Genomic DNA, 17,962 nt, shown 5'->3' with positions numbered 1-17,962 from the left:
CCCGGCGCGACCGAAGGGGGAGGATCCGGGCGGGTAATCCGGTCGCTCCGCCGGGCCGGACCACGTACCTTCGCGTGATGCCAGAACTTCGAACCGATCGTCTCGTGCTCCGCGGCTGGCGGGCCTGCGACCTGGACCCGTGGGCGGCCATGAACGCCGACCCGGTGGTCCGCGAGTACTTCCCGGAGGTCCTGACCCGGGCGCAGAGCGAGGCGTCCGTGTCCCGCTTCCAGGCCGATCTCGACCGGCGGGGCTGGGGCTGGTGGGCGGTGGAGATCGCCGCCACCGGCGAGTTCATCGGTTTCGCCGGGCTCGATCCCGTGGAGGACGGCATGCCGTTCACCGGGGTGGAGGCGGGCTGGCGTCTGGCCCGCCGGGCCTGGGGCCACGGCTACGCCACCGAGGCCGCCCGGGCCGCGGTGACCCACGCCTTCGAGCGCCTCGCGCTGCCGGAGGTGCTCGCGGTGACCGGGGCCGGCAACCTGCGCTCGCGGGCGGTGATGGACCGCCTCGGTATGCGATACGACCCGGCCGAGGACTTCGACGACCCGGAGATCCCCGAGGGCAGCCCACTGCGCCGCTCGGTGGTGTACCGCCTGCGCGCGGAGGACCGTCGGCCGGGCGGCCGGTAGCCGGGCCGCCGTGTAGGGCGGTGCTCGTCCCGGCGTGGCGGGACGGGCGATCCGGGACCGTCGGGTGGCCGGCGGGCGCGGCGCCGGCGCGGCCTCGGGCGAAGGACCGCGACTCGGCGGGCGACGGCGGCCGCGCCGGTGGCCCTGCCCACGTAGCGGCGAAGGCGGGGCCCTCGTACGCCCGGAGGTCCGGCGCCGCGCGCGACCCGCGCCCCCCGGACTGGCCACCGGAGCCGATGGCCCCCCGCCCGGCGCGGCGGCGGCGCTCACGCCGACTCGGCGACAGCAGCCGCACCGATGAGGCCGGGGCGCGCTGCCACCTGGCCGGTGCCCCACTGCCGCATGACGCCGCGGCGCCGCGGCGCCTCGGCCGGTCGGGCCGAGGCGCCGGGAGCAGCCGCACCGCCGGAGCCCGGTGCGCGTCCTCACCCGGGCCCGTTGCCCGCCGCCGCGCGGGACGGCGCGGCGCTGTGGGCCGGGCCGGGCCGGCCTGCCCGCCGACGGCGGTCGGCCGTGCCGTCGCAGGCGGAGGCGCCTGCCCACCCGGGTACGTGGTCCGGCGCCGTGGGGGGCGGTGGGTCAGGCGGGCCGGCCGAGAGGGGTGGCCGTGTCGTTCCGGTCGTCGGCGAGACCCACCGCGGCCCGCATGCGCTTGCCGACCGGTTCCCGGTGCACCTCGAAGCTCTGGCAGACGGCCATGACTATCTCCAGCCCGTGCCGGCCGATCCGGCCGGGGTCCGCGGACTCGGGCACGGGCAGCACCGGCGCGCTGTCCCACACCGTGACCTCCACCCGGTCCTCGGCCAGTTCCAGGTCGACGAGCGAGGGACCGGGCGCGTACTTGCAGGCGTTGGTCAGCAGTTCGCTGACCACCAGTTGCACCACTTCCACCGCGCGGTCGGACACCGCGACCCCCCGGACCGTGCGCGCGCGTGCCAGGAACCTCCGGGCCAGTTCCCGGCCCCGGGCGATGTCGCCGGGCCTGCCCATGTACTCCGCCGAAACCTTGACCGGCACGTCTGTCAGCCGGTCCCCCCTCTGGGCAGCCCCGTCCATCCGATCCGCCCTCTTCCTGAGCCTTGACCGTTACGCCTGCCCGTCTACCCCCGAATCCGGCAAACATCACCCGTCCCACCCCGACCCGCGCGGCGGGCCGACGCTAGGCGTCGGTCGGGCGCAGGACCAGGCAGAGGAAGCCGAAACAGTCGCGGTAGCCCCGCAGCCACCCGTCGCGGTGGTCGGCGGCCGTCCCGAGTGCCTGCGCGCGGTCCGGGTCGCCGGGGTGGTCCAGTGCCCAGGTGGCCAGTGCCCCGTCCAGGACCACTCGTAGGCGTCGAGCTCCGCGCGGGTGCTGATGTGCCCGTCCACCGGCGTCCAGCCGTCCGCGGCGACCCGCTCCAGGGTGGTGGGCAGGTCGTCGAGGGCGCCGAGCAGTTCGACGGCCTCGGCGGACGGGTCGCGTTCCCAGAATCCGTCGCCTACCAGGACGCGCCCGCCGGGCGCCAGGTGCTCGCGCGCTGCGGCGAGGGTGGCGGCCAGGCCGCCGAACGCGTGCGTGGAACCGACGCACAGGACCAGGTCGAAGCGGTGCGCGGGGCTGAACCGCGCGGCGTCCTGACGGTGCAGGGTCAGCCGGTCCGCCACGCCGAGCCGGGCCGCGGCCGCGCGGGCACGGTCGAGGGCGCTCCCGGAGAGGTCGACGCCCTCGGCCACGAGACGCGGATGCCGGGTGAGGGCGCGCAGCAGCCACTCGCCGCCGCCGCAGCCCAGGTCGAGGACGCGCGCGCCGTCGTCGTCGGGGACGGCGCGGGCGAGGAGCCGACGGACCGAGTCGTCGTCGAGCGGTGCCGCGATCGGATGGTCGGCATGGGCGAGCAGGGAGATCTGTTGACGGTCCACCGGCGGAACCTCGCACGGCGTCCCGGACGGCGCACCCGATTTCCCAGCCGTCCCGCCCGGCGGGTCCGGAGCCGTCCGACTCGGCGTGTTGGGGGGCTGGTCGGCTCCGGGCGGGTGGCCGATCCTGTTGACCACGTCGTCGAGCCGGGTGGCCGCAGGGGCCGCACGGGCGGACCTGGGGGTGGCCAGTGGTGCAGGACGGACCGGTCTCCGCGCGGAAGGCCGACCGGGGGCGGGCCGGACCGGGGTGCCCGGTCGACCGGGCGGCGGACGGGACCTGGCAGGTGCACGATCTCGCCGGCGCGCGGGCGCTGCTGCGGGCTCCGGGCACCGTGCAGGCCGGTCTCGGCGTCGAGACGGTGGAGAAGCTCCCGCCGCGCGTCCGCCGGCCCGTGCTCTACCGGGACGGCCCCGAGCACCGGGAGCACCGCAGGCAGACCGCCCGCTACTTCACTCCCCGCCGGGTGGACGAGCACTACCGCGAGCCGATGGTGCGGATCGCCGAGGAGCAACTGGCCGTCCTGCGCTCGGCGGGCGAGGCCCCGCTCTCCGATCTCGCCTTCGGTCTGGCCGTCGGCGTGGTGAGCGAGGTCGTCGGGCTGCGGTACGGCAGGCCCGGCATCCGCCGCCGACTGGAGCGGTTCTTCCCCGAGGAGTTCGGCGAGCCGGGGCTGACCAGCGTCCGGGGCCTGTACTGGCTGGTGCGGCAGAACACCAACTGGCTGCGCATCCACCTGGCCGACGTGCGGCCCGCTATCCGCGCGCACCGCCGCCGTGTCCACGACGACCTGATCTCCCACCTGATCGCCGAGGGCTGCTCGGACGTCGAGATCCTCGGTGAGTGCCTGACGTTCGCCGCGGCCGGCATGGTCACCACGCGCGAGTTCGTGTGCCTGGCCGCCTGGCACCTGTTCTCGGACGCCGGGTTGCGCGAGCACTACCGGTCGGCGGACGAGACCGGGCGCCTGGCCGTCCTCCAGGAGCTGCTGCGGCTGGAGCCCGTCATCGGGCGGTTGCGCAGGCGGGCCGTGGAGACCGTCGAGCTGTCCTGCCCCGAGGGGCCGGTGACGGTGGGCCCGGGCGAGTACGTCGAGGTGTACCTGGACGACGCCAACACGGACCCGAAGGCCGTGGGCGAGGATCCGCTGCTGGTCCGCCCGGAATGTGCCGGGACGGTCGGTGCGGGGCTCTCCTTCGGCGACGGGCCGCACCGGTGCCCCGGGGCGCACATCGCCCTCCTGGAGACCGATGTGTTCCTCAGCCGTCTGTTCGCCCTCGACGGCCTCCACACGGTCGGGGAGCCGCGCGTCGCCTTCCAGCAGGCCATCGACGGCTACGAGATCCGCGGCCTGACCGTGGCGCTCCCCCGGGCCGGCCGCGGCTGACCGGCCCGGGAAGCGCGGTGGGGCGGCGACGGTACGGCGTCAGCCGCCCAGGGCGCCGAGGACGACGAGCTTGGCCTCGTCCTGCACCTGCCGGAGGTGGTCCGCGCCGAGGAACGACTCGCCGTAGATCTTGTAGACGTCCTCGGTGCCCGAGGGGCGGGCCGCGAACCAGGCGTTCTCGGTGGTCACCTTGATGCCGCCGATCGGGGCGCCGTTGCCGGGTGCCTCGGTGAGGACGGCGGTGACCGCCTCCCCGGCGAGGGTGTCGGCGGTGACCTGGGCCGGGGACAGCTTGGCCAGGCGGGCCTTCTCCTCGCGGGTGGCGGGGGCGTCGATGCGGGCGTAGGCGGGTTCGCCGAACCGGGCGGTGAGCGCGGCGTACTGCTCGGAGGGCGTCTTCCCGGTGACGGCGGTGATCTCGGAGGCGAGCAGGGCGAGGATGATGCCGTCCTTGTCGGTGGTCCACACGGAGCCGTCCCGGCGCAGGAACGACGCCCCGGCGGACTCCTCGCCGCCGAAGCCGAGGGAGCCGTCGACCAGTCCGTCCACGAACCACTTGAAGCCCACCGGTACCTCGACCAGGCGGCGGCCGAGGTCGGCGGCGACCCGGTCGATCATCCCGGAGGACACCAGGGTCTTGCCCACGCCCGCGCCGGCGGGCCAGTCGGTGCGGTGGGCGTAGAGGTAGGCGATGGCGGTGGCGAGGTAGTGGTTGGGGTTCATCAGGCCGCCGTCGGGGGTGACGATGCCGTGGCGGTCGGCGTCGGCGTCGTTGCCGGTGGCGATGGTGAAGCGGTCGCGCCCCTCGATGAGGGAGGCCATCGCGTGCGGCGACGAGCAGTCCATGCGGATCTTGCCGTCCCAGTCCAGCGTCATGAAGCGCCAGGTGGGGTCGGTCAGCGGGTTGACCACCGTCAGGTCGAGGCGGTGCTGCTCGGCGATCCGGCCCCAGTACGCGACGGAGGCGCCGCCCAGCGGGTCGGCGCCGATGCGGACGCCCGCCGAGCGGACCACGTCGAGGTCCAGGACGCTCGGCAGGTCGCGGACGTAGGCGTCGAGGAAGTCGTGACGGCCGGTGTTGGGGGCGGCGAGGGCCCGCGCGTAGGGGAGCCGCCGTACGTCCTTCAGTCCGGCCGTGATGATCTCGTTGGCCCGGTCCTGGATCCACGAGGTGGCGTCCGAGCCCGCGGGGCCGCCGTTCGGCGGGTTGTACTTGAAGCCGCCGTCGGCGGGCGGGTTGTGCGAGGGGGTGACGACCACGCCGTCGGCGAGGCCCGAGGTGCGGCCCCGGTTGTGGGTGAGGATGGCGTGGGAGACCGCCGGGGTGGGGGTGTAGCCGTCGGCGCTGTCGATGAGGACGCTCACGTCGTTGGCGGCGAACACCTCCAGTGCGGTGACCCGCGCGGGCTCGGACAGGGCGTGGGTGTCGGCGCCCAGGAAGAGCGGACCGTCGGTGCCCTGTGCCGAGCGGTACTCGCAGATGGCCTGGCTGGTGGCGGCGATGTGGTCCTCGTTGAACGCCGCCGCCAGGGACGAACCCCGGTGTCCGGACGTCCCGAAGGCCACGCGCTGCCCCGGCTCGGCCGGGTCCGGGTGCAGCGCGTAGTACGCCGTCACCAGCCGGGCGACGTCGATCAGATCCTCGGGGCCGGCCGGCTTTCCGGCTCGGTCGTGCTGCATGCGTCCACTCCTCCGCATAGGTCGGGACTTCGCTCGCGGGTCCCATCTTCCCCCGTGGGGGGAGTGGCGCCGTGCGTTGCGGGGGTGTCAGATCCGGCCGCCGGTGAGGCGGGTGAGGGGCCCGTGCGTGTGGCGTCCGGCGCGGCGGCCCATCGCGTACGACGCGGCGGTCACGGCGGTGAGGCCGGCGCCCACGCCGGCGGCGACGAGTTTGCGGTGGGCGATCACCGTCCACGCCGTCTTCGCCGTGGCCGCGACCTGACCCGAGGTGGTGACGACGGCCTGGCGGCCGGCCGCGACGCCCTTGGCGGCCGTCTGCACGGCGCCGTTCGCGGCGTCGGCGGAACGCTGGGCACCGGCCTTGGCCGCCGACGCGGCGTCACTTGCCCGGGACTCGACGGTCCTGGTGCCGACGGGCTTCTTGTTCGTGTCCTTGTTCGTGTCCTTGTTCGGCTCGCTCATGGACACCGCCTTGCCCCTCACCGCGTCGGCAAACGCGCACGGCCCACCCGGATGCGCCGAGGCCCGGCCGGTCGGTCAACGGGAGTCCGGCGTCCGGGGGTTGACCGTTCCGTTCACCGCCGTCGGCCGGGCAGCTCCCGCGGCTCGACGCGCTCCTCCACCGCCGTGTCGCCGTCGCGGGCCACCACGTAGGCGCCCTTGCCCGGGACCTCCGTGACCGCCTCGACCAGTTCGGTGCCGCGGTAGACGACCGACGCCGTCGTCCGTGCAGTGGGCCGTCGGGAGGGTGCCGTCGGCGACGAGGCGGTGGATCAGGGGGCGGCGGCCCGGGTCGACGTCGTAGTGGACGCCGTTGCCGTAGGGGAGGAAGTCCAACGCATCGGTGATCGGCCGCAGTTGGGGACCGAAGGAGTCGGTGGCGCCGCCCCGGAACCAGCACAGGGAGCCCGCGCTCACGCCGCTGAGCACGACGCCCGCCTCCCAGGCCCTGCGCATGATCCGGTCCAGGCCGTGCACGCGCCACACGGCCAGCAGGTTGGCCACCGATCCGCCCATGACCCAGACGACGTCCTGGGCGAGCACGGTCTCCTCGACGTCCTCGACGTTGGGCATGGGGAACAGGTGCAGCGGGGTCAGGTCGAACCCGGCGACGCGCGCGGCCTCCGTCATGCGGGCGGTGAAGTGCTCGGCGTCCCCTATGGCGGTGCCCGCGTACAGGACGCGGGGGCGCCGGCCGTGCGCGCCCGAGAGGTCCACGGCGTGATGGACCAGGGCGTCGAAGGCCACCATCGTCCGGCCGCCCACGCGGTGGCCGCCCGAGGTGGCGAGGATGGTGGGTTCCGGTGCCGTCATGCGCAGATCCTAACGAGGGCTCGACGGCGGCAGTTGGGCCGGGCTCACCTGCTCTCCCAGCACCTCGGACAGGAACTGCACGAGCCAGCGCTGGGCCGGGCTGCGCGAGGACTCGTGCCGTGCGTACAGGGCGATCTCGATGGGCTCGGTCTCGAACGGCAGCCGCACCAGGCGCACCCGGTGGGAGGCCGTGAAGACCTCGCCGACGTACTCGGGGACGATGGCCACCAGGTCGGTCTGCTCCAGCAGGTAGGGCAGCATCGAGAAGCGGGTGGCGTCCACGGCCACCCGCTCCAGGAGTCCGTGGGCTCCGAGCAGGGCCCTGGGTGTGACGTGGCCGCTCGGTCCGAACACCGTGGCGTGGTGCTCGGCCGCGAGGTCCGCCGCCGTGACCGCGTCGCCCCGCACCCGCGGATGGTCCGCGGCGACCATCAGGACGTAGCGCTCGCGGAAGAGCGGGATGCGCACGGTCAGGTGCGAGGTGATCACCGGGGTGGCCACGAAGGCGTCGAGGTCGCCGCGGCGCAGCTGCCCCTCGGCGTCCTCGACGTCGAAGGGGCGGACGATGAAGGACACCCCCGGCGCCCGCTCGCGCGCGGTGGCCACGAGCCTGGGCAGCAGCGTCGCCTCCCCGAGGTCGGACAGGGCGATGGTGAAACGGCCCGACATGGTCCCGGCGTCGAAGACGTCGCCCTGGCGGACCGTGCCGTCGATCTCCGCCAGCGCGTGCTGGAGCGGCAGGTACAGGCGCCGCGCGCCGGCGGTGGGGGTCAGTCCGCGCCCGTTGCGGCGGAAGAGTTCGTCGTCGAAGTGCCGGCGCAGCTTGCCCAGGCTGTAGCTGACGGTGGGCTGCGTGACGTGCAGCGTCTCGGCGGTGGCCGTGACGCTGCCGGTCTCGTAGAGCAGTACGAAGACGCGGGCCAGGTTGAGATCGAAGGTGCCCATATCGACTGACTCTATATCGGAGTGGCAAAACATCTATTGGTGCCCATGTCACGGGGTGCCTAGCGTGTGCCGCGTCACTTCGAAAGGAACGTCCGTGCCATCCGTGCGCCGTGTCTCCCACGCTTTCCTGGAGCGCCAGGGGCTCACCACCGTCTTCGGCAATCCGGGCTCCAACGAGCTGCCCTTCCTCGCCGGGCTGCCCGACGGCTTCCGCTACGTCCTCGGTCTGCACGAGGGGGCCGTCGTCGGCATGGCCGACGGGTACGCCCAGGCGACCGGACGCCCGGTGCTGGTCAACCTGCACGCCGCCTCCGGTTCCGGCAACGCGATGGGCGCCCTGACGAACGCGGTCGCCTCCCGTACGCCGCTCGTGGTGGTGGCCGGGCAGCAGGTGCGCCCCGCCATCGGCCCGGAGGCCAACCTGGCCAGCGTCGACGCCCCCGCCCTGATGAAGCCGCTGGTCGGCTGGGCGGCGGAACCGGCGTGCGCCGGGGACGTGCCGCGCGCGCTCGCCCAGGCCGTCTTCGAGGCGCGGCTCCAGCGCCGGCCGACCTACCTGTCCGTGCCGTACGACGACTGGTCCGCCGACGTCGACGACAACGCCCTGGCCGTGCTCGACCGGCGGGTGCTGCGGGCCTCGGTGCCCGGCGCCGAGCAACGCCGGTGGCTCGTGGAGCGGGTCGCCGCGGCCCGGCGCCCCGCACTGGTGCTGGGCGGCGACATCGACTCGGCCGGCCGCTTCGAGGACGCCGTGCGGCTGGCGGAGCGACTGGGCGGTCCGGTGTGGGCGGCGCCCTCGCAGTTCCGGCTGCCGTTCCCGAACCGGCATCCGCGGTTCAGGGGGGTGCTGCCCGCCGGGATCGCGCCGGTCTCGGAGGCCTTCGAGGGCCACGACCTGGTGCTCGTGCTCGGGGCGCCGGTCTTCCGCTACCACGAGCACCTCCCCGGCCGGTATCTGCCGCAGGGCACCCGCCTGATCCAGGTGACCGAGGACGCGTCCGCCGCCGCGCGGGCCCCGATGGGCGAGGCCCTGGTCGCCGACCCGGGTGCCGTCATCGACGTGCTCCTGGAATCGCTCGACGCCCCGGGAGGGCCCGCGGAGCCCTACCGGCCCGTGCCCGAGCCGCTCACCGCCGAGGGGCCGGCGCTCCATCCCGAGCAGGTCTTCGCCGCGCTGCGCGATCAGATGCCCGAGGACACCGCGTACGTCGTCGAGTCGACGTCGACCAGCGCGGCGTGGTGGCGCCAGATGGACCTGCGCCGTCAGGGCTCCTACTACTTCCCGGCGGCCGGCGGCCTCGGTTTCGGCCTGCCGGGTGCGGTCGGCGTCGCGATGGCCCAGCCCGGCCGACCGGTCGTCGGCGTGATCGGGGACGGCTCGGCCAACTACGGCATCACCGCGCTGTGGACGGCCGCACAGCACCGGGTCCCGCTGACCGTCGTCCTGCTGCGCAACGGCACGTACGGGGCGCTGCGCTGGTTCGGCGGCCTGCTCGGGGTGCCGGACGCGCCGGGTCTCGACATCCCGGGCCTCGACTTCACCCGCATCGCCGAGGGGTACGGCGTCCGGGCCCGGCACGTCGGCGGGGTGGCGGAGCTGCGCGCCGCGCTCGCCGAGACGCCGGACCACCCCCGTCTGATCCAGGTCGACACGGCGCTCACCACGCCCTCCTGAACCAGCCCACACACCCGGCCGGTGATCCCCGTCGCCGAGTCCGACCGATGAGCCCGACCGATGAGCCCGACCGAAGATCCCGAGGAGAGGGAAGACCATGACACTCCTGGACAGCGACGTCTGGGGCGGCAAGTTCTACAGCGACGGCTGGCAGGACTCCCCCGCCGAGCAGCCGGTGACCGAGCCCGCCACCGGCGACCGGCTCGGCACGGTGGGCCTGGCCACCGCCGAGGACGTGAAACGCGCCGCCGCCCGGGCCGCCGAAGCCCAGCGCGAGTGGGCGGCGACCTCGCCGCAGCGGCGCGCCGCCGTGCTGCGCCGCGCGGGGAGCTGTTCACGGAGCACGCCGGCGAGATCGAGGACTGGCTGGTGCGCGAGGCCGGTTCGGTGCGGTCCAAGGCGGGCTTCGAGCACCAGGGGCAGATCTGCATGACGACCGGCCGGCACATCGTGCACGAGTCGCTGGTCGAGGAGTACGCCGCCGCGCTCGCCGCGAAGGCCGAGGCACTGACGGTCGGCGACCCGGCCCGTCAGGACGTGGCGCTGGGCCCGATCATCGACCGGCGGCAGCTGGAGCGGGTGCACGGCATCGTCACCGCCAGCGTCGCGGCGGGTGCCGAGGTCGCGGCGGGCGGCGAGATCGACGGCGCCGGCTACCGCGCCACCGTGCTGACCGGCCTGACCACGGACATGCCGGCCTGGCGGGAGGAGATCTTCGGCCCGGTCGCGCCCGTCATCTCCTTCTCCACCACCGAGGAGGCCGCACGGATCGTCAACGACTGCGAGTTCGGGCTGTCCGTGGGCATCCTCGGCGACGTCGGCACGGCGATGAAGCTCGCCGACCGGATCGAGTCCGGCAAGGTGCACATCAACGAGCAGACGGTCGGCGACGCGCCCAACGCCCCCTTCGGCGGGGTCAAGTCCTCCGGCACCGGCTCCCGTTTCGGCGGCGCCGCGGCCAACGTCGAGGCGTTCACCGAGACCCAGTGGCTCACGGTCCGCCCGGACATCGCCGACTACCCGTTCTGATCCCTGCGGTCACCCGCACCGGTCCCACCCGGCCGCCCCGGCCGGTCCCACTCCGCTCACTCACACCCGTTCCCGGGGGGAGAGTCATCATGGCTTCCACCACCACGTCCGGCGCGCCCGCGCGGACCGGCCGCGCCGTCGGCGGCACCTGGACGGTGATCCTGTGCTGGATCACGGTCCTGCTGGAGGGCTACGACCTCGTCGTCCTCGGCGCCATCATCCCCACCCTGCTCAAGACCCACCACCTCGGCATGACCGCGGGCGACGCCACCACCATCGCGACGCTCTCGCTCGTGGGCGTCGCCATCGGCGCGGTCTGCGTCGGTCCGCTGGCCGACCGGCTGGGCCGGCGCCGCCTGCTCATCGGCTCGGTGGTGCTCTTCTCGGTCCTCACCATCGTGGTGCCGCTGGCGAACTCCGTGGCGATGTTCGCCGCGCTGCGCCTCCTCGCCGGGCTCGGCCTGGGCGCCTGCATGCCGGTCTCGCTCACGATGATGGCCGAGCACATGCCGGCCAGCCGCCGGGCGCGGGCCAGCACCCTGACGATGACCGGCTACCACACGGGTGCGGTGATCACCTCGCTGCTGGCGCTCCAGGTGACCGACAACTGGGAGATCCTCTTCTACCTGCTCGGTGTCGTCGGCCTCGTGATCGCCGCGATCCAGTGGTTCAAACTGCCGGAGTCGGAGGCTTTCGTGCGGGCCAAGGAGGACGGGGCGCGGCGCGTTCCGTTCACCGAGCTGCTCAAGCCGGCGTACCTGCGGGCGGGCGTCGGCATCTGGGTCGCCTCGTTCATGGGCCTGCTGCTGGTCTACGGTCTCAACACCTGGCTGCCCAAGCTGATGAACGACGCCGGCTACCCCGTGCCGACGGCCGTGACCCAGCTCCTGGTGCTCAACATCGGCGGCGTCGTCGGCCTGGTCCTCGGCGGGTTCGTCGCCGACCGGCGGGGCATCAAGGGCACCACCATGGTCTGGTTCGCGGTCTCGGTGCTCATGCTGGGGTGCCTGAGCATCAAGATGGAGAGCGACCTGCTGCTCAACGTCGTGGTCTTCTTCACCGGCGTGTTCGTCTTCTCGGCCATGGTGCTCGTCTACGCCTACGTGACGCACTACTACCCGGCGTCCGTGCGCAGCACCGCGCTCGGCTCGGCGTCCGGGATCGGCCGGATCGGCTCGATCGTCGGCCCGTCGATCACCGGTGCGCTGGTCGCGTCGGGGGTCGGTCACCCGTGGGACTTCTACTTCTTCGCCGCGGTGGCGGTCCTCGGTTTCCTCGCCGTGCTGACGCTGCCGCGCGACGCCGGGAGCGAGGCGGCCGGGGGCGAGGCGGCCGGGGCCACGGTGCCCGCCGCGCCGCCCGCACCGGCCGGGTGACGCCCTGACGGTATGAGGAACGGGAGCAGTGGGCCGCGCGGCCCGCTGCTCCCGTCGGTGTCGAGGGTGTGCGTCTCAGTCCGTGTCGGTCTTCTGGCTCAGCACCTTGCCGTTGGCCGCGTCGACGACGACGGAGGTCTTGTTCCCGTTGCCCTTGTCGACCACGTCGACGTCCCAGACGACCTGCTGGTCGTCGTTCTCGTCGAGTTCGACGTGGGTGACGGTGCCCTTGGCCTTCGCGGTGGCCGCCTTGACCGCCTGCTGCGGCGTCTGCTTGGCCTTGTCCAGCCACCCGGTGACCTGGGTCTTGTCGTCGGGGTCCTGGTCCGGGTCGACCATCGTGCGGAAGACCTTGCCGTTCACCGCGTCGATGTCGATCCGGTGCAGGGTCCCGTCGGACTGGGCGACCTTGGCCTCCCACTCCGGGGCGCCCTCGCTGGGCGCGGGGTTCGGCGTGCTGAGACCGGGCGATCCGGTCGGCGAGGCCGTCGGAGAGGCGGTCGCGTCCGCCTCCGTGCGCTTGAGTTCGAGGTCCACGAGCTTTCCCTCGGGGACCTCCTTCACCGCGGTGTCGGCGGCCTTGTCCCAGGTGACCTTCGCCGCCGAGACGAGGTCCTTGCGCTCGGTCTTGTCCTGGTTCCCCGAGGGGGAGGGCGAGCCGGTCGGGGACGGGGACTGGGTATCGGTGCCGGTCGGGGAGGGGGACTCGGTCTGAGCCGCCTCCGCGACGCTGGAACGGGTCGTATCGGCGTTGGTGCAGGCCGCGAGCAGCAGGGCGGAGGCGCCCAGGGCACCCGCCACGGCCAGCGAACGCACGGGGGGAAGTCGTCGTGCAGAGCTCATGATGCTGTCCGTAACCGCTCCGTCACGCAGACACACCGGTCCGGTATGAAAATCACCCCATTGGCCGGGGGTGTCCCTGCACCTGTCGGCAGCGGGCCGGCGGAGCCTTCAGCGGGCCCGGACGAACTGCACCCGTCCGGCGCCCGTGGCGGTCGCCGGGCAGCGCGGCAGCGTCCGGATCCCGCCGCCTTCCAGCCACTCCCGGTACGCGGTGGACTGGCGGGCGACCTCCCAGTACGCGTCCTCCAGCGCCGGGAAGACGGCGTCCAGCTCGGCCCGGGTGCGGGCCGCCAGCAGCAGGCGTACGCCGAGGGGGTCGCCGTACAGGCGGCGCACCGCCATGTCGGGGCGGGACTGGGAGCTGGGCTGGCAGACCGTGACGACCTCGCCGGTGGCGACCAGGGAGGCGGCGGTGTGGTAATCGCCGTGCAGCACCCGGGGGTTGAGGCCGACGGCGCGCAGCATGCGGTGCACGCCGTCCCATTCGCCGTCGACGGTGGGGTCGACCATCCACCGGTCCTCGGCGAGGTCGGCCAGGTGGACGACGGGCCGGACGGCCGCGGGGTGGTCGGCGGGCAGCATGACGAACTGCGGTTCGCGCTCGACCAGGACGCGCAGCCGCAGGCCCTCGGGGACGTGCAGCGCACAGCCCTCGACCTCGTGCACGAAGGCCACGTCGAGCTGTCCTTCGGTGACCCGGCGCAGCAGCGCGTTGGCGGAGACGTCCATCTGCAGGGTCGGTTCCAGGCCCGGCCGTCTGAGCCGGCGCAGCCAGCCGGCCAGGGCGCGGCTGGCCGTGGAGCCGACCCGCAGCCTGCTGTCGCCGCCGGCCGCCGCGGCGCGGGCCTCGCGGACCAGCGTGCTCATGTCGGCCAGCAGCGGCCGGGCCCGGCCGAGGACCGTCCGGCCGAGCGGGGTGGGGCGGCATCCGGTGCGCTCCCGGGTGAACAGGGGGCCGCCCAGGGTCTGTTCGATACGGGTCAACTGGGTGCTCAACGTGGGCTGTGCCACACCCAGTTGGCGTGCCGCCCGGTGCAGGCTGCCGGCGTCGGCGATGGCGCACAGTGCGCGTAGGTGCCTCACCTCGAGCTCCATGCAGGGAGCGTAAGGCGGAACAGTTGGTTGCGCCAGGTGAACAAAAGGCGGCGGAACAGGGCGAGTTCTGCACTCCGGCCGAAGGCGCGACGAGTGGCCGGACGGCGGGTGATAGCCCGGCCCTATCACCTGTTGCCATCATCACAGCGGGCTCACGGGCGCCCCACACTCGCCGATGACGACTTCTCCCCACTCCCCCACTCAAGGAGTCATCGATGCGTATCAGCCTGCCCCTGCTGTCCACCGCGGTCGGCCTCGGCCTGACGGCCGCCGCGCTCGGCGCCGGTCCCGCCGCGAGCGCCGCGGCCCCCCAGGAACCGGTCCGGGCCGCCCAGCTCGGTTATGAGCCCTCGGCCGGCTCGGGCGAGGACGCGGCAGCCAACCGGGCGTTCTTCGAGGCGGTCATCAAGTCCGTCGCCGAGAAGCGCGCCGCCAACCCGTCGGCCGCCGCGGCCGTCACGGTCTACTACAGCGCCACCAACGCGCCGAGCTTCCGTTCCCAGATATCCCGCTCGGCCCAGATCTGGAACAGCTCGGTGTCCAACGTGCGGCTCGCCGAGTCGAGTTCCGGTGCGGACTTCGCGTACTACGAGGGCAACGACTCGCGCGGTTCGTACGCCTCCACCGACGGGCACGGCAGCGGGTACATCTTCCTCGACTACCGGCAGAACCAGCAGTACGACTCGACCCGCGTGACCGCCCACGAGACCGGGCACGTGCTCGGTCTGCCCGACCACTACTCCGGGCCGTGCAGCGAGCTGATGTCGGGCGGTGGCCCGGGCACGTCCTGCACCAACGCCTACCCGAACTCCACCGAGCGCAGCCGGGTGAACCAGCTGTGGGCCAACGGCTTCAAGGCCGCCCTCGACAAGGCGCTGGAGAAGACCTCCCGTCGCTGAGCCGACGGCGGACCACCGTGTGGGCGGCCCGGCCGGGCCGCCCACACACGCGTGTGCGGGGGCGCACCCCGCTCCGGGTCACACGACGGCGGGGAGAGCGGCGCGCACGGCCCGGTGGACGGCCCGGGCGAGCCGGGCGCCCCACTCGGACCGGGGGCCCGCGAAGGCGTGCACGTCGGCGCCGTCGCGCGGGGCCCGGGCTGCGACGCACACCGCGTCGGTGGGGGTGCCCGAGCAGTCGAGACCGGCGTCGAGCAGCGCCTGGACCTTGGCCTCGGTCGCCGTCATCACCGCGTTGACCAGCGCGGCGTCGCTCAGCGCGACGGGTAGCGCGGTGACGATGTTGATCGTTCCGGGCGGCGCGGCCCCGGCGGCGCACTCCTCGGGCGCCGCCGCCCAGCCGCGTACCGAGATGCCGGCCGTCGCCACGGCCTCCGCCCCGCCGTCCCGCGCCCGTCCGTGGGCGGACACGTCGGCGGCGGTCATCAGGCCCACGCCGGATCCGCGGGCCCCGGCGGCCCGGGCCAGGTCGGCCAGGTGCCGGGCGGGGTCGGTGCGCCGGTAGCCGTGGGCGACCTGGGCGTTGAGCACCCACGCGCGCTCGGCGATCCCGCCGCCCAGCACCGCGCTGCTGGCCATCCGCCAGCCGGGCCCCGGGCACCACAGCAGGGCGTGCAGCCGTTCGCCGTCCTCCACCCGGGTCAGGTGGCGCGGGTCCAGCAGAGGGGCGGTCCCGGTGCGGGACGGCGGCAGGAGGGCGGGCACGGGTGGGGGCTCCCAGCGGTGATCGGAGAGGGCCGGCAGAGGTCGGCGGCGGACCGGACGATCGTACTCAGTGCCGGTGTCCCGGCGGCCGCCCGACCGGGCTGCCGCCGGGGCGCGTTGCGGAGCCGGATCGGGGCACCTTCACTGAACACAACTTCGCCACCAGGCGACGGATCGGAGGCCGCGATGCTGTCCCACACCCTGGAGCATGGGGTCCTGGTCATCACGGTGGACCAGGACCCGGGAATCGACGGGCGGGCCACGCTGACCACGCACATCACCAACCTGGTCGACGCCCATCAGCCGACCCCCGTCGTCATCGTGCTGACCGAGCGGGCGGGCGGCCATGCCGCGGTCAGCGCGGTGCTCCGGGCCCATCAGTGGTGCGGGCGGCTCGGTGTGCTGATGTCCGTGGTGACGCACAGCGCCCCCGTCCGGCGGCTGCTGGAGGACAACGCCGACACCTCGGGTCCGCGCCTGGTGGTGCACGCCCGCGTCGACACCGCGATCAGCACCGCGTTCACCGCCGCGGCCTAACCCCCCGAGGGGAGTTCCGCGGTGGCCGTCGGAGGCCGCGGACCGCCGTCACTGCCGTCCGAGCCAGAGGTCGGGGCCGAAGACCTCGTAGTGGACGGCCTCGGCGGGCACCCCGCGGCGCAGCAGGTCGCCGCGGACCGCGCGCATGAAGGGCACCGGGCCGCACAGGTAGACCGTGAGGTCCTCGGGCAGGTCGAGGCCGGTGAGGTCGGCGCGGCCGGTGGACGCCTCCGGCGCCTCGTCGCCGGGCTCCTCGTACCACAGGTGGAGCCGGGCGCCGGGCAGCGCGCGCACCAGGTCGAGCTGCTCCTGGCGGTGGGCGTGGTCGTCGGGGGTGCGGTCGGCGTGCACGACGGTGACCGGGCGGGTGGCGCCGGCGGCGGCCAGGTGGTCGAGCATGGACAGGATCGGGGTGACGCCGATGCCGGCGGAGGCCAGCAGCAGCGGGCCGTCGTGCTCGGCCAGGGCCAGGTCGCCGGCCGGCAGCGACACGCTGAGCACGTCGCCCTTGCGGGCGTTCGCGTACAGCCAGGAGGAGACCTCGCCGTCCGGCTGTCCGTCGCCCCGGACGCGCTTGACGGTGACGCGCCAGCCGGGGCGGCCGGGCGCGGCGGACAGACTGTACTGGCGGATCTGCCGGGCTCCGTCGGGGAGTTCGACCTGCACACTGACGTACTGCCCGGGCTGGAACGGTACGAGGGGACGGTCGTCGGCCGGCCCGAGGACCAGTGAGACCGCGTCGGCGCTCTCCTCGACCCGGTCGAGGATCTCCATGCGGCGCCAGACGTCGCCGTCCGCGACGCCCTTCGCGGCGTAGAGCCGCGCCTCCAGGGCGATGAGCGCGTTGGCCATCAGCCAGTAGACCTCGTCCCAGGCCCGGGCGACCTCGGGGGTGACGGCGTCGCCGAGCACCTCGACGACGGCGGCCATGAGGTGCTGGTGGACGATCGCGTACTGGTCGGAGGTGATGCCGAGCGAGGCGTGCTTGTGCGATATGCGCGAGAGCATCACGTCGGCGCGTTCGTCCGGGTTCTCCAGCAGCAGGCCGGCGAACGCGGCGACGGAGCCCGCCAGGGCCCGCTGCTGCTCACCGTTGGCCTGGTTCCCTCGGTTGAACAGGTCCCGCAGCAGTTCGGGGTGGGCGTCGAAGAGCTTGCGGTAGAACAGGTCGGCGATGTCACCGATGGCCGCTCCGACGGCGGGGAGAGTGGCTCGGACCACGGGAACGGACTGTTCGGAGAGCACAGCGACTCCTTAATTGGTAGACGATATTCGTGTTTTAGGACACAGGAAGGCACCCTGGGGGCAGCCGCCCGTCACCCCGAGGGGCGGTCCGTGAGGCCGATCAGGACCGGACCGGTCGGCGAGGCCACCAGGTCGGTCACGGTCAGCGGGTCGAGCGCGGCGTAGAACGCCTCCTGGGCGTCGCGCAGCGCCCCGCGCAGCCGGCAGGCCCCGCGCAGCGGGCACGGATTGTCGCCCTCGCAGTCGACCACCTCGCCGTCGCCCTCGAGTTCGCGCACCAGCCAGCCCACCGAGGCGCGCCGCCCCAGGCCGGTCAGGGTCAGCCCGCCACCACGCCCCCGCCGCGCCTCCACCACACCCAGGTGCTGGAGGCGGGTGATGGCCTTCGCCGCGTGGGTGTACGGCACACCGACGACCTCGGCCACCTCCCGGGTGGCCAGGGGTTCGTCACCGTCCCCCACCACGGCCAGGCGCATGACCGAACGCAGTGCCAGGTCGGTGAATTTCGTCAGCCGCACACCAGGACGCTATCAAATACGCATGCTAGGTTCGCCTTTACCCGGGGTACGGGCCCTGTGCAGTGCGTCACTGGGCCGACCGCACGGGGCGCACCGCTCAAGAGGGCGGCGTACAGGGACGGTTG

The 17,962-nt window shown here is 73.8% G+C and carries 15 protein-coding genes and 3 pseudogenes; 7 read left to right on the top strand and 11 right to left on the bottom strand.

The genetic code is table 11. The features are described 5' to 3' along the window. The first annotated feature begins 77 nt into the window (after nucleotides 1-77). Nucleotides 78-632 (top strand): GNAT family N-acetyltransferase, encoded by a 555-nt coding sequence (locus IE94_RS0114615; RefSeq protein ID WP_030183557.1) that lies wholly within the window; start codon nucleotides 78-80, stop codon nucleotides 630-632. A gap of 579 nt (nucleotides 633-1,211) precedes the next feature. Here the strand turns inward: IE94_RS0114615 and IE94_RS0114610 are convergent. Next, a complete protein-coding gene (locus tag IE94_RS0114610) occupies nucleotides 1,212-1,688 on the bottom strand; it encodes an ATP-binding protein (RefSeq protein WP_030183556.1) in 477 nt (158 codons plus the stop codon). A 103-nt stretch (nucleotides 1,689-1,791) separates the two neighbouring features. Next, a pseudogene (locus tag IE94_RS35595) lies at nucleotides 1,792-2,531 on the bottom strand (SAM-dependent methyltransferase). A gap of 188 nt (nucleotides 2,532-2,719) precedes the next feature. On the opposite strand from IE94_RS35595, the gene IE94_RS0114600 reads away from it, so the two are divergent. Continuing rightward, nucleotides 2,720-3,916 (top strand): cytochrome P450, encoded by a 1,197-nt coding sequence (locus tag IE94_RS0114600; RefSeq protein WP_030183553.1) that lies wholly within the window; start codon nucleotides 2,720-2,722, stop codon nucleotides 3,914-3,916. 39 nt (nucleotides 3,917-3,955) lie between these two features. Here IE94_RS0114600 and pgm read toward each other — a convergent pair whose 3' ends face one another. The 4 genes and pseudogenes from pgm to IE94_RS0114580 form a co-directional block, all read right to left on the bottom strand. After that, nucleotides 3,956-5,596: a phosphoglucomutase (alpha-D-glucose-1,6-bisphosphate-dependent) gene (gene pgm / locus IE94_RS0114595; RefSeq protein WP_030183550.1), complete on the bottom strand. Its 1,641-nt coding sequence runs from the start codon at nucleotides 5,594-5,596 to the stop codon at nucleotides 3,956-3,958. An 87-nt stretch (nucleotides 5,597-5,683) separates the two neighbouring features. Then, entirely contained in the window at nucleotides 5,684-6,058 is a 375-nt protein-coding gene (locus IE94_RS0114590) for a hypothetical protein (RefSeq protein ID WP_051777505.1), read from the bottom strand. Nucleotides 6,059-6,171: 113 nt separating this feature from the next. Further along, nucleotides 6,172-6,910 (bottom strand): annotated as a pseudogene (locus IE94_RS35590) (Type 1 glutamine amidotransferase-like domain-containing protein). Nucleotides 6,911-6,919: 9 nt separating this feature from the next. After that, nucleotides 6,920-7,855 (bottom strand): LysR family transcriptional regulator, encoded by a 936-nt coding sequence (locus IE94_RS0114580; RefSeq protein WP_030183544.1) that lies wholly within the window; start codon nucleotides 7,853-7,855, stop codon nucleotides 6,920-6,922. 94 nt (nucleotides 7,856-7,949) lie between these two features. On the opposite strand from IE94_RS0114580, the gene mdlC reads away from it, so the two are divergent. The 3 genes and pseudogenes from mdlC to IE94_RS0114565 all read left to right on the top strand — a co-directional run bounded on the left by mdlC (nucleotide 7,950) and on the right by IE94_RS0114565 (nucleotide 11,935). Continuing rightward, nucleotides 7,950-9,530 (top strand): benzoylformate decarboxylase, encoded by a 1,581-nt coding sequence (gene mdlC, locus IE94_RS0114575; protein WP_030183541.1) that lies wholly within the window; start codon nucleotides 7,950-7,952, stop codon nucleotides 9,528-9,530. A gap of 97 nt (nucleotides 9,531-9,627) precedes the next feature. Beyond that, nucleotides 9,628-10,559 (top strand): annotated as a pseudogene (locus IE94_RS35585) (aldehyde dehydrogenase family protein). An 89-nt stretch (nucleotides 10,560-10,648) separates the two neighbouring features. Then, nucleotides 10,649-11,935 (top strand): MFS transporter, encoded by a 1,287-nt coding sequence (locus IE94_RS0114565; RefSeq protein WP_030183539.1) that lies wholly within the window; start codon nucleotides 10,649-10,651, stop codon nucleotides 11,933-11,935. A gap of 75 nt (nucleotides 11,936-12,010) precedes the next feature. Here IE94_RS0114565 and IE94_RS0114560 read toward each other — a convergent pair whose 3' ends face one another. Next, nucleotides 12,011-12,778 (bottom strand): PepSY domain-containing protein, encoded by a 768-nt coding sequence (locus IE94_RS0114560; RefSeq protein ID WP_030183536.1) that lies wholly within the window; start codon nucleotides 12,776-12,778, stop codon nucleotides 12,011-12,013. 108 nt (nucleotides 12,779-12,886) lie between these two features. Then, nucleotides 12,887-13,873 carry a LysR family transcriptional regulator gene (locus tag IE94_RS0114555; RefSeq protein WP_030183534.1) on the bottom strand — a complete coding sequence of 329 codons (987 nt, stop codon included), beginning with the start codon at nucleotides 13,871-13,873 and terminating at the stop codon, nucleotides 12,887-12,889. 215 nt (nucleotides 13,874-14,088) lie between these two features. Between IE94_RS0114555 and snpA the strand changes: the two genes are divergently transcribed. Beyond that, the gene (snpA, locus tag IE94_RS0114550; RefSeq protein ID WP_030183532.1) at nucleotides 14,089-14,772 is read left to right on the top strand and encodes a snapalysin; all 684 of its coding nucleotides are present in this window, start codon (nucleotides 14,089-14,091) and stop codon (nucleotides 14,770-14,772) included. Between the two features lie 78 nt (nucleotides 14,773-14,850). On the opposite strand, the gene IE94_RS0114545 is transcribed toward snpA, so the two are convergent. Further along, nucleotides 14,851-15,537 (bottom strand): adenosylcobinamide amidohydrolase, encoded by a 687-nt coding sequence (locus IE94_RS0114545; protein ID WP_030183529.1) that lies wholly within the window; start codon nucleotides 15,535-15,537, stop codon nucleotides 14,851-14,853. A gap of 186 nt (nucleotides 15,538-15,723) precedes the next feature. Between IE94_RS0114545 and IE94_RS0114540 the strand changes: the two genes are divergently transcribed. Next, nucleotides 15,724-16,074, top strand: coding sequence for a hypothetical protein (locus tag IE94_RS0114540; protein ID WP_030183524.1), 351 nt, complete (start codon nucleotides 15,724-15,726; stop codon nucleotides 16,072-16,074). A 48-nt stretch (nucleotides 16,075-16,122) separates the two neighbouring features. On the opposite strand, the gene IE94_RS0114535 is transcribed toward IE94_RS0114540, so the two are convergent. Together IE94_RS0114535 and nsrR are read right to left on the bottom strand one after the other, a co-directional pair. Beyond that, nucleotides 16,123-17,319 carry a globin domain-containing protein gene (locus IE94_RS0114535; RefSeq protein WP_030183521.1) on the bottom strand — a complete coding sequence of 399 codons (1,197 nt, stop codon included), beginning with the start codon at nucleotides 17,317-17,319 and terminating at the stop codon, nucleotides 16,123-16,125. Between the two features lie 71 nt (nucleotides 17,320-17,390). Continuing rightward, complete coding sequence (gene nsrR, locus IE94_RS0114530) at nucleotides 17,391-17,837, bottom strand: nitric oxide-sensing transcriptional repressor NsrR (RefSeq protein ID WP_030183519.1); 447 nt, start codon at nucleotides 17,835-17,837, stop codon at nucleotides 17,391-17,393. Nucleotides 17,838-17,962: the final 125 nt, after the last annotated feature.

This window comes from Streptomyces violaceorubidus (genome assembly GCF_000717995.1).
Classification (GTDB): Bacteria; Actinomycetota; Actinomycetes; order Streptomycetales; family Streptomycetaceae; genus Streptomyces; species Streptomyces violaceorubidus.
Note: the sequence above shows the minus strand (reverse complement) of the source record. Positions and strands in the feature narration are given on the sequence as shown.

Bases quoted from the DNA above. Each gene is read 5' to 3' on its own strand.
- IE94_RS0114615 (WP_030183557.1), top strand. From the start codon at position 78: ATGCCAGAACTTCGAACCGATCGTCTCGTGCTCCGCGGCTGGCGGGCC.
- IE94_RS0114610 (WP_030183556.1), bottom strand. From the start codon at position 1,688: ATGGACGGGGCTGCCCAGAGGGGGGACCGGCTGACAGACGTGCCGGTC.
- pgm (WP_030183550.1), bottom strand. From the start codon at position 5,596: ATGCAGCACGACCGAGCCGGAAAGCCGGCCGGCCCCGAGGATCTGATC.
- IE94_RS0114590 (WP_051777505.1), bottom strand. From the start codon at position 6,058: ATGAGCGAGCCGAACAAGGACACGAACAAGGACACGAACAAGAAGCCC.
- IE94_RS0114580 (WP_030183544.1), bottom strand. From the start codon at position 7,855: ATGGGCACCTTCGATCTCAACCTGGCCCGCGTCTTCGTACTGCTCTAC.
- IE94_RS0114565 (WP_030183539.1), top strand. From the start codon at position 10,649: ATGGCTTCCACCACCACGTCCGGCGCGCCCGCGCGGACCGGCCGCGCC.
- IE94_RS0114560 (WP_030183536.1), bottom strand. From the start codon at position 12,778: ATGAGCTCTGCACGACGACTTCCCCCCGTGCGTTCGCTGGCCGTGGCG.
- IE94_RS0114555 (WP_030183534.1), bottom strand. From the start codon at position 13,873: ATGGAGCTCGAGGTGAGGCACCTACGCGCACTGTGCGCCATCGCCGAC.
- snpA (WP_030183532.1), top strand. From the start codon at position 14,089: ATGCGTATCAGCCTGCCCCTGCTGTCCACCGCGGTCGGCCTCGGCCTG.
- IE94_RS0114540 (WP_030183524.1), top strand. From the start codon at position 15,724: ATGCTGTCCCACACCCTGGAGCATGGGGTCCTGGTCATCACGGTGGAC.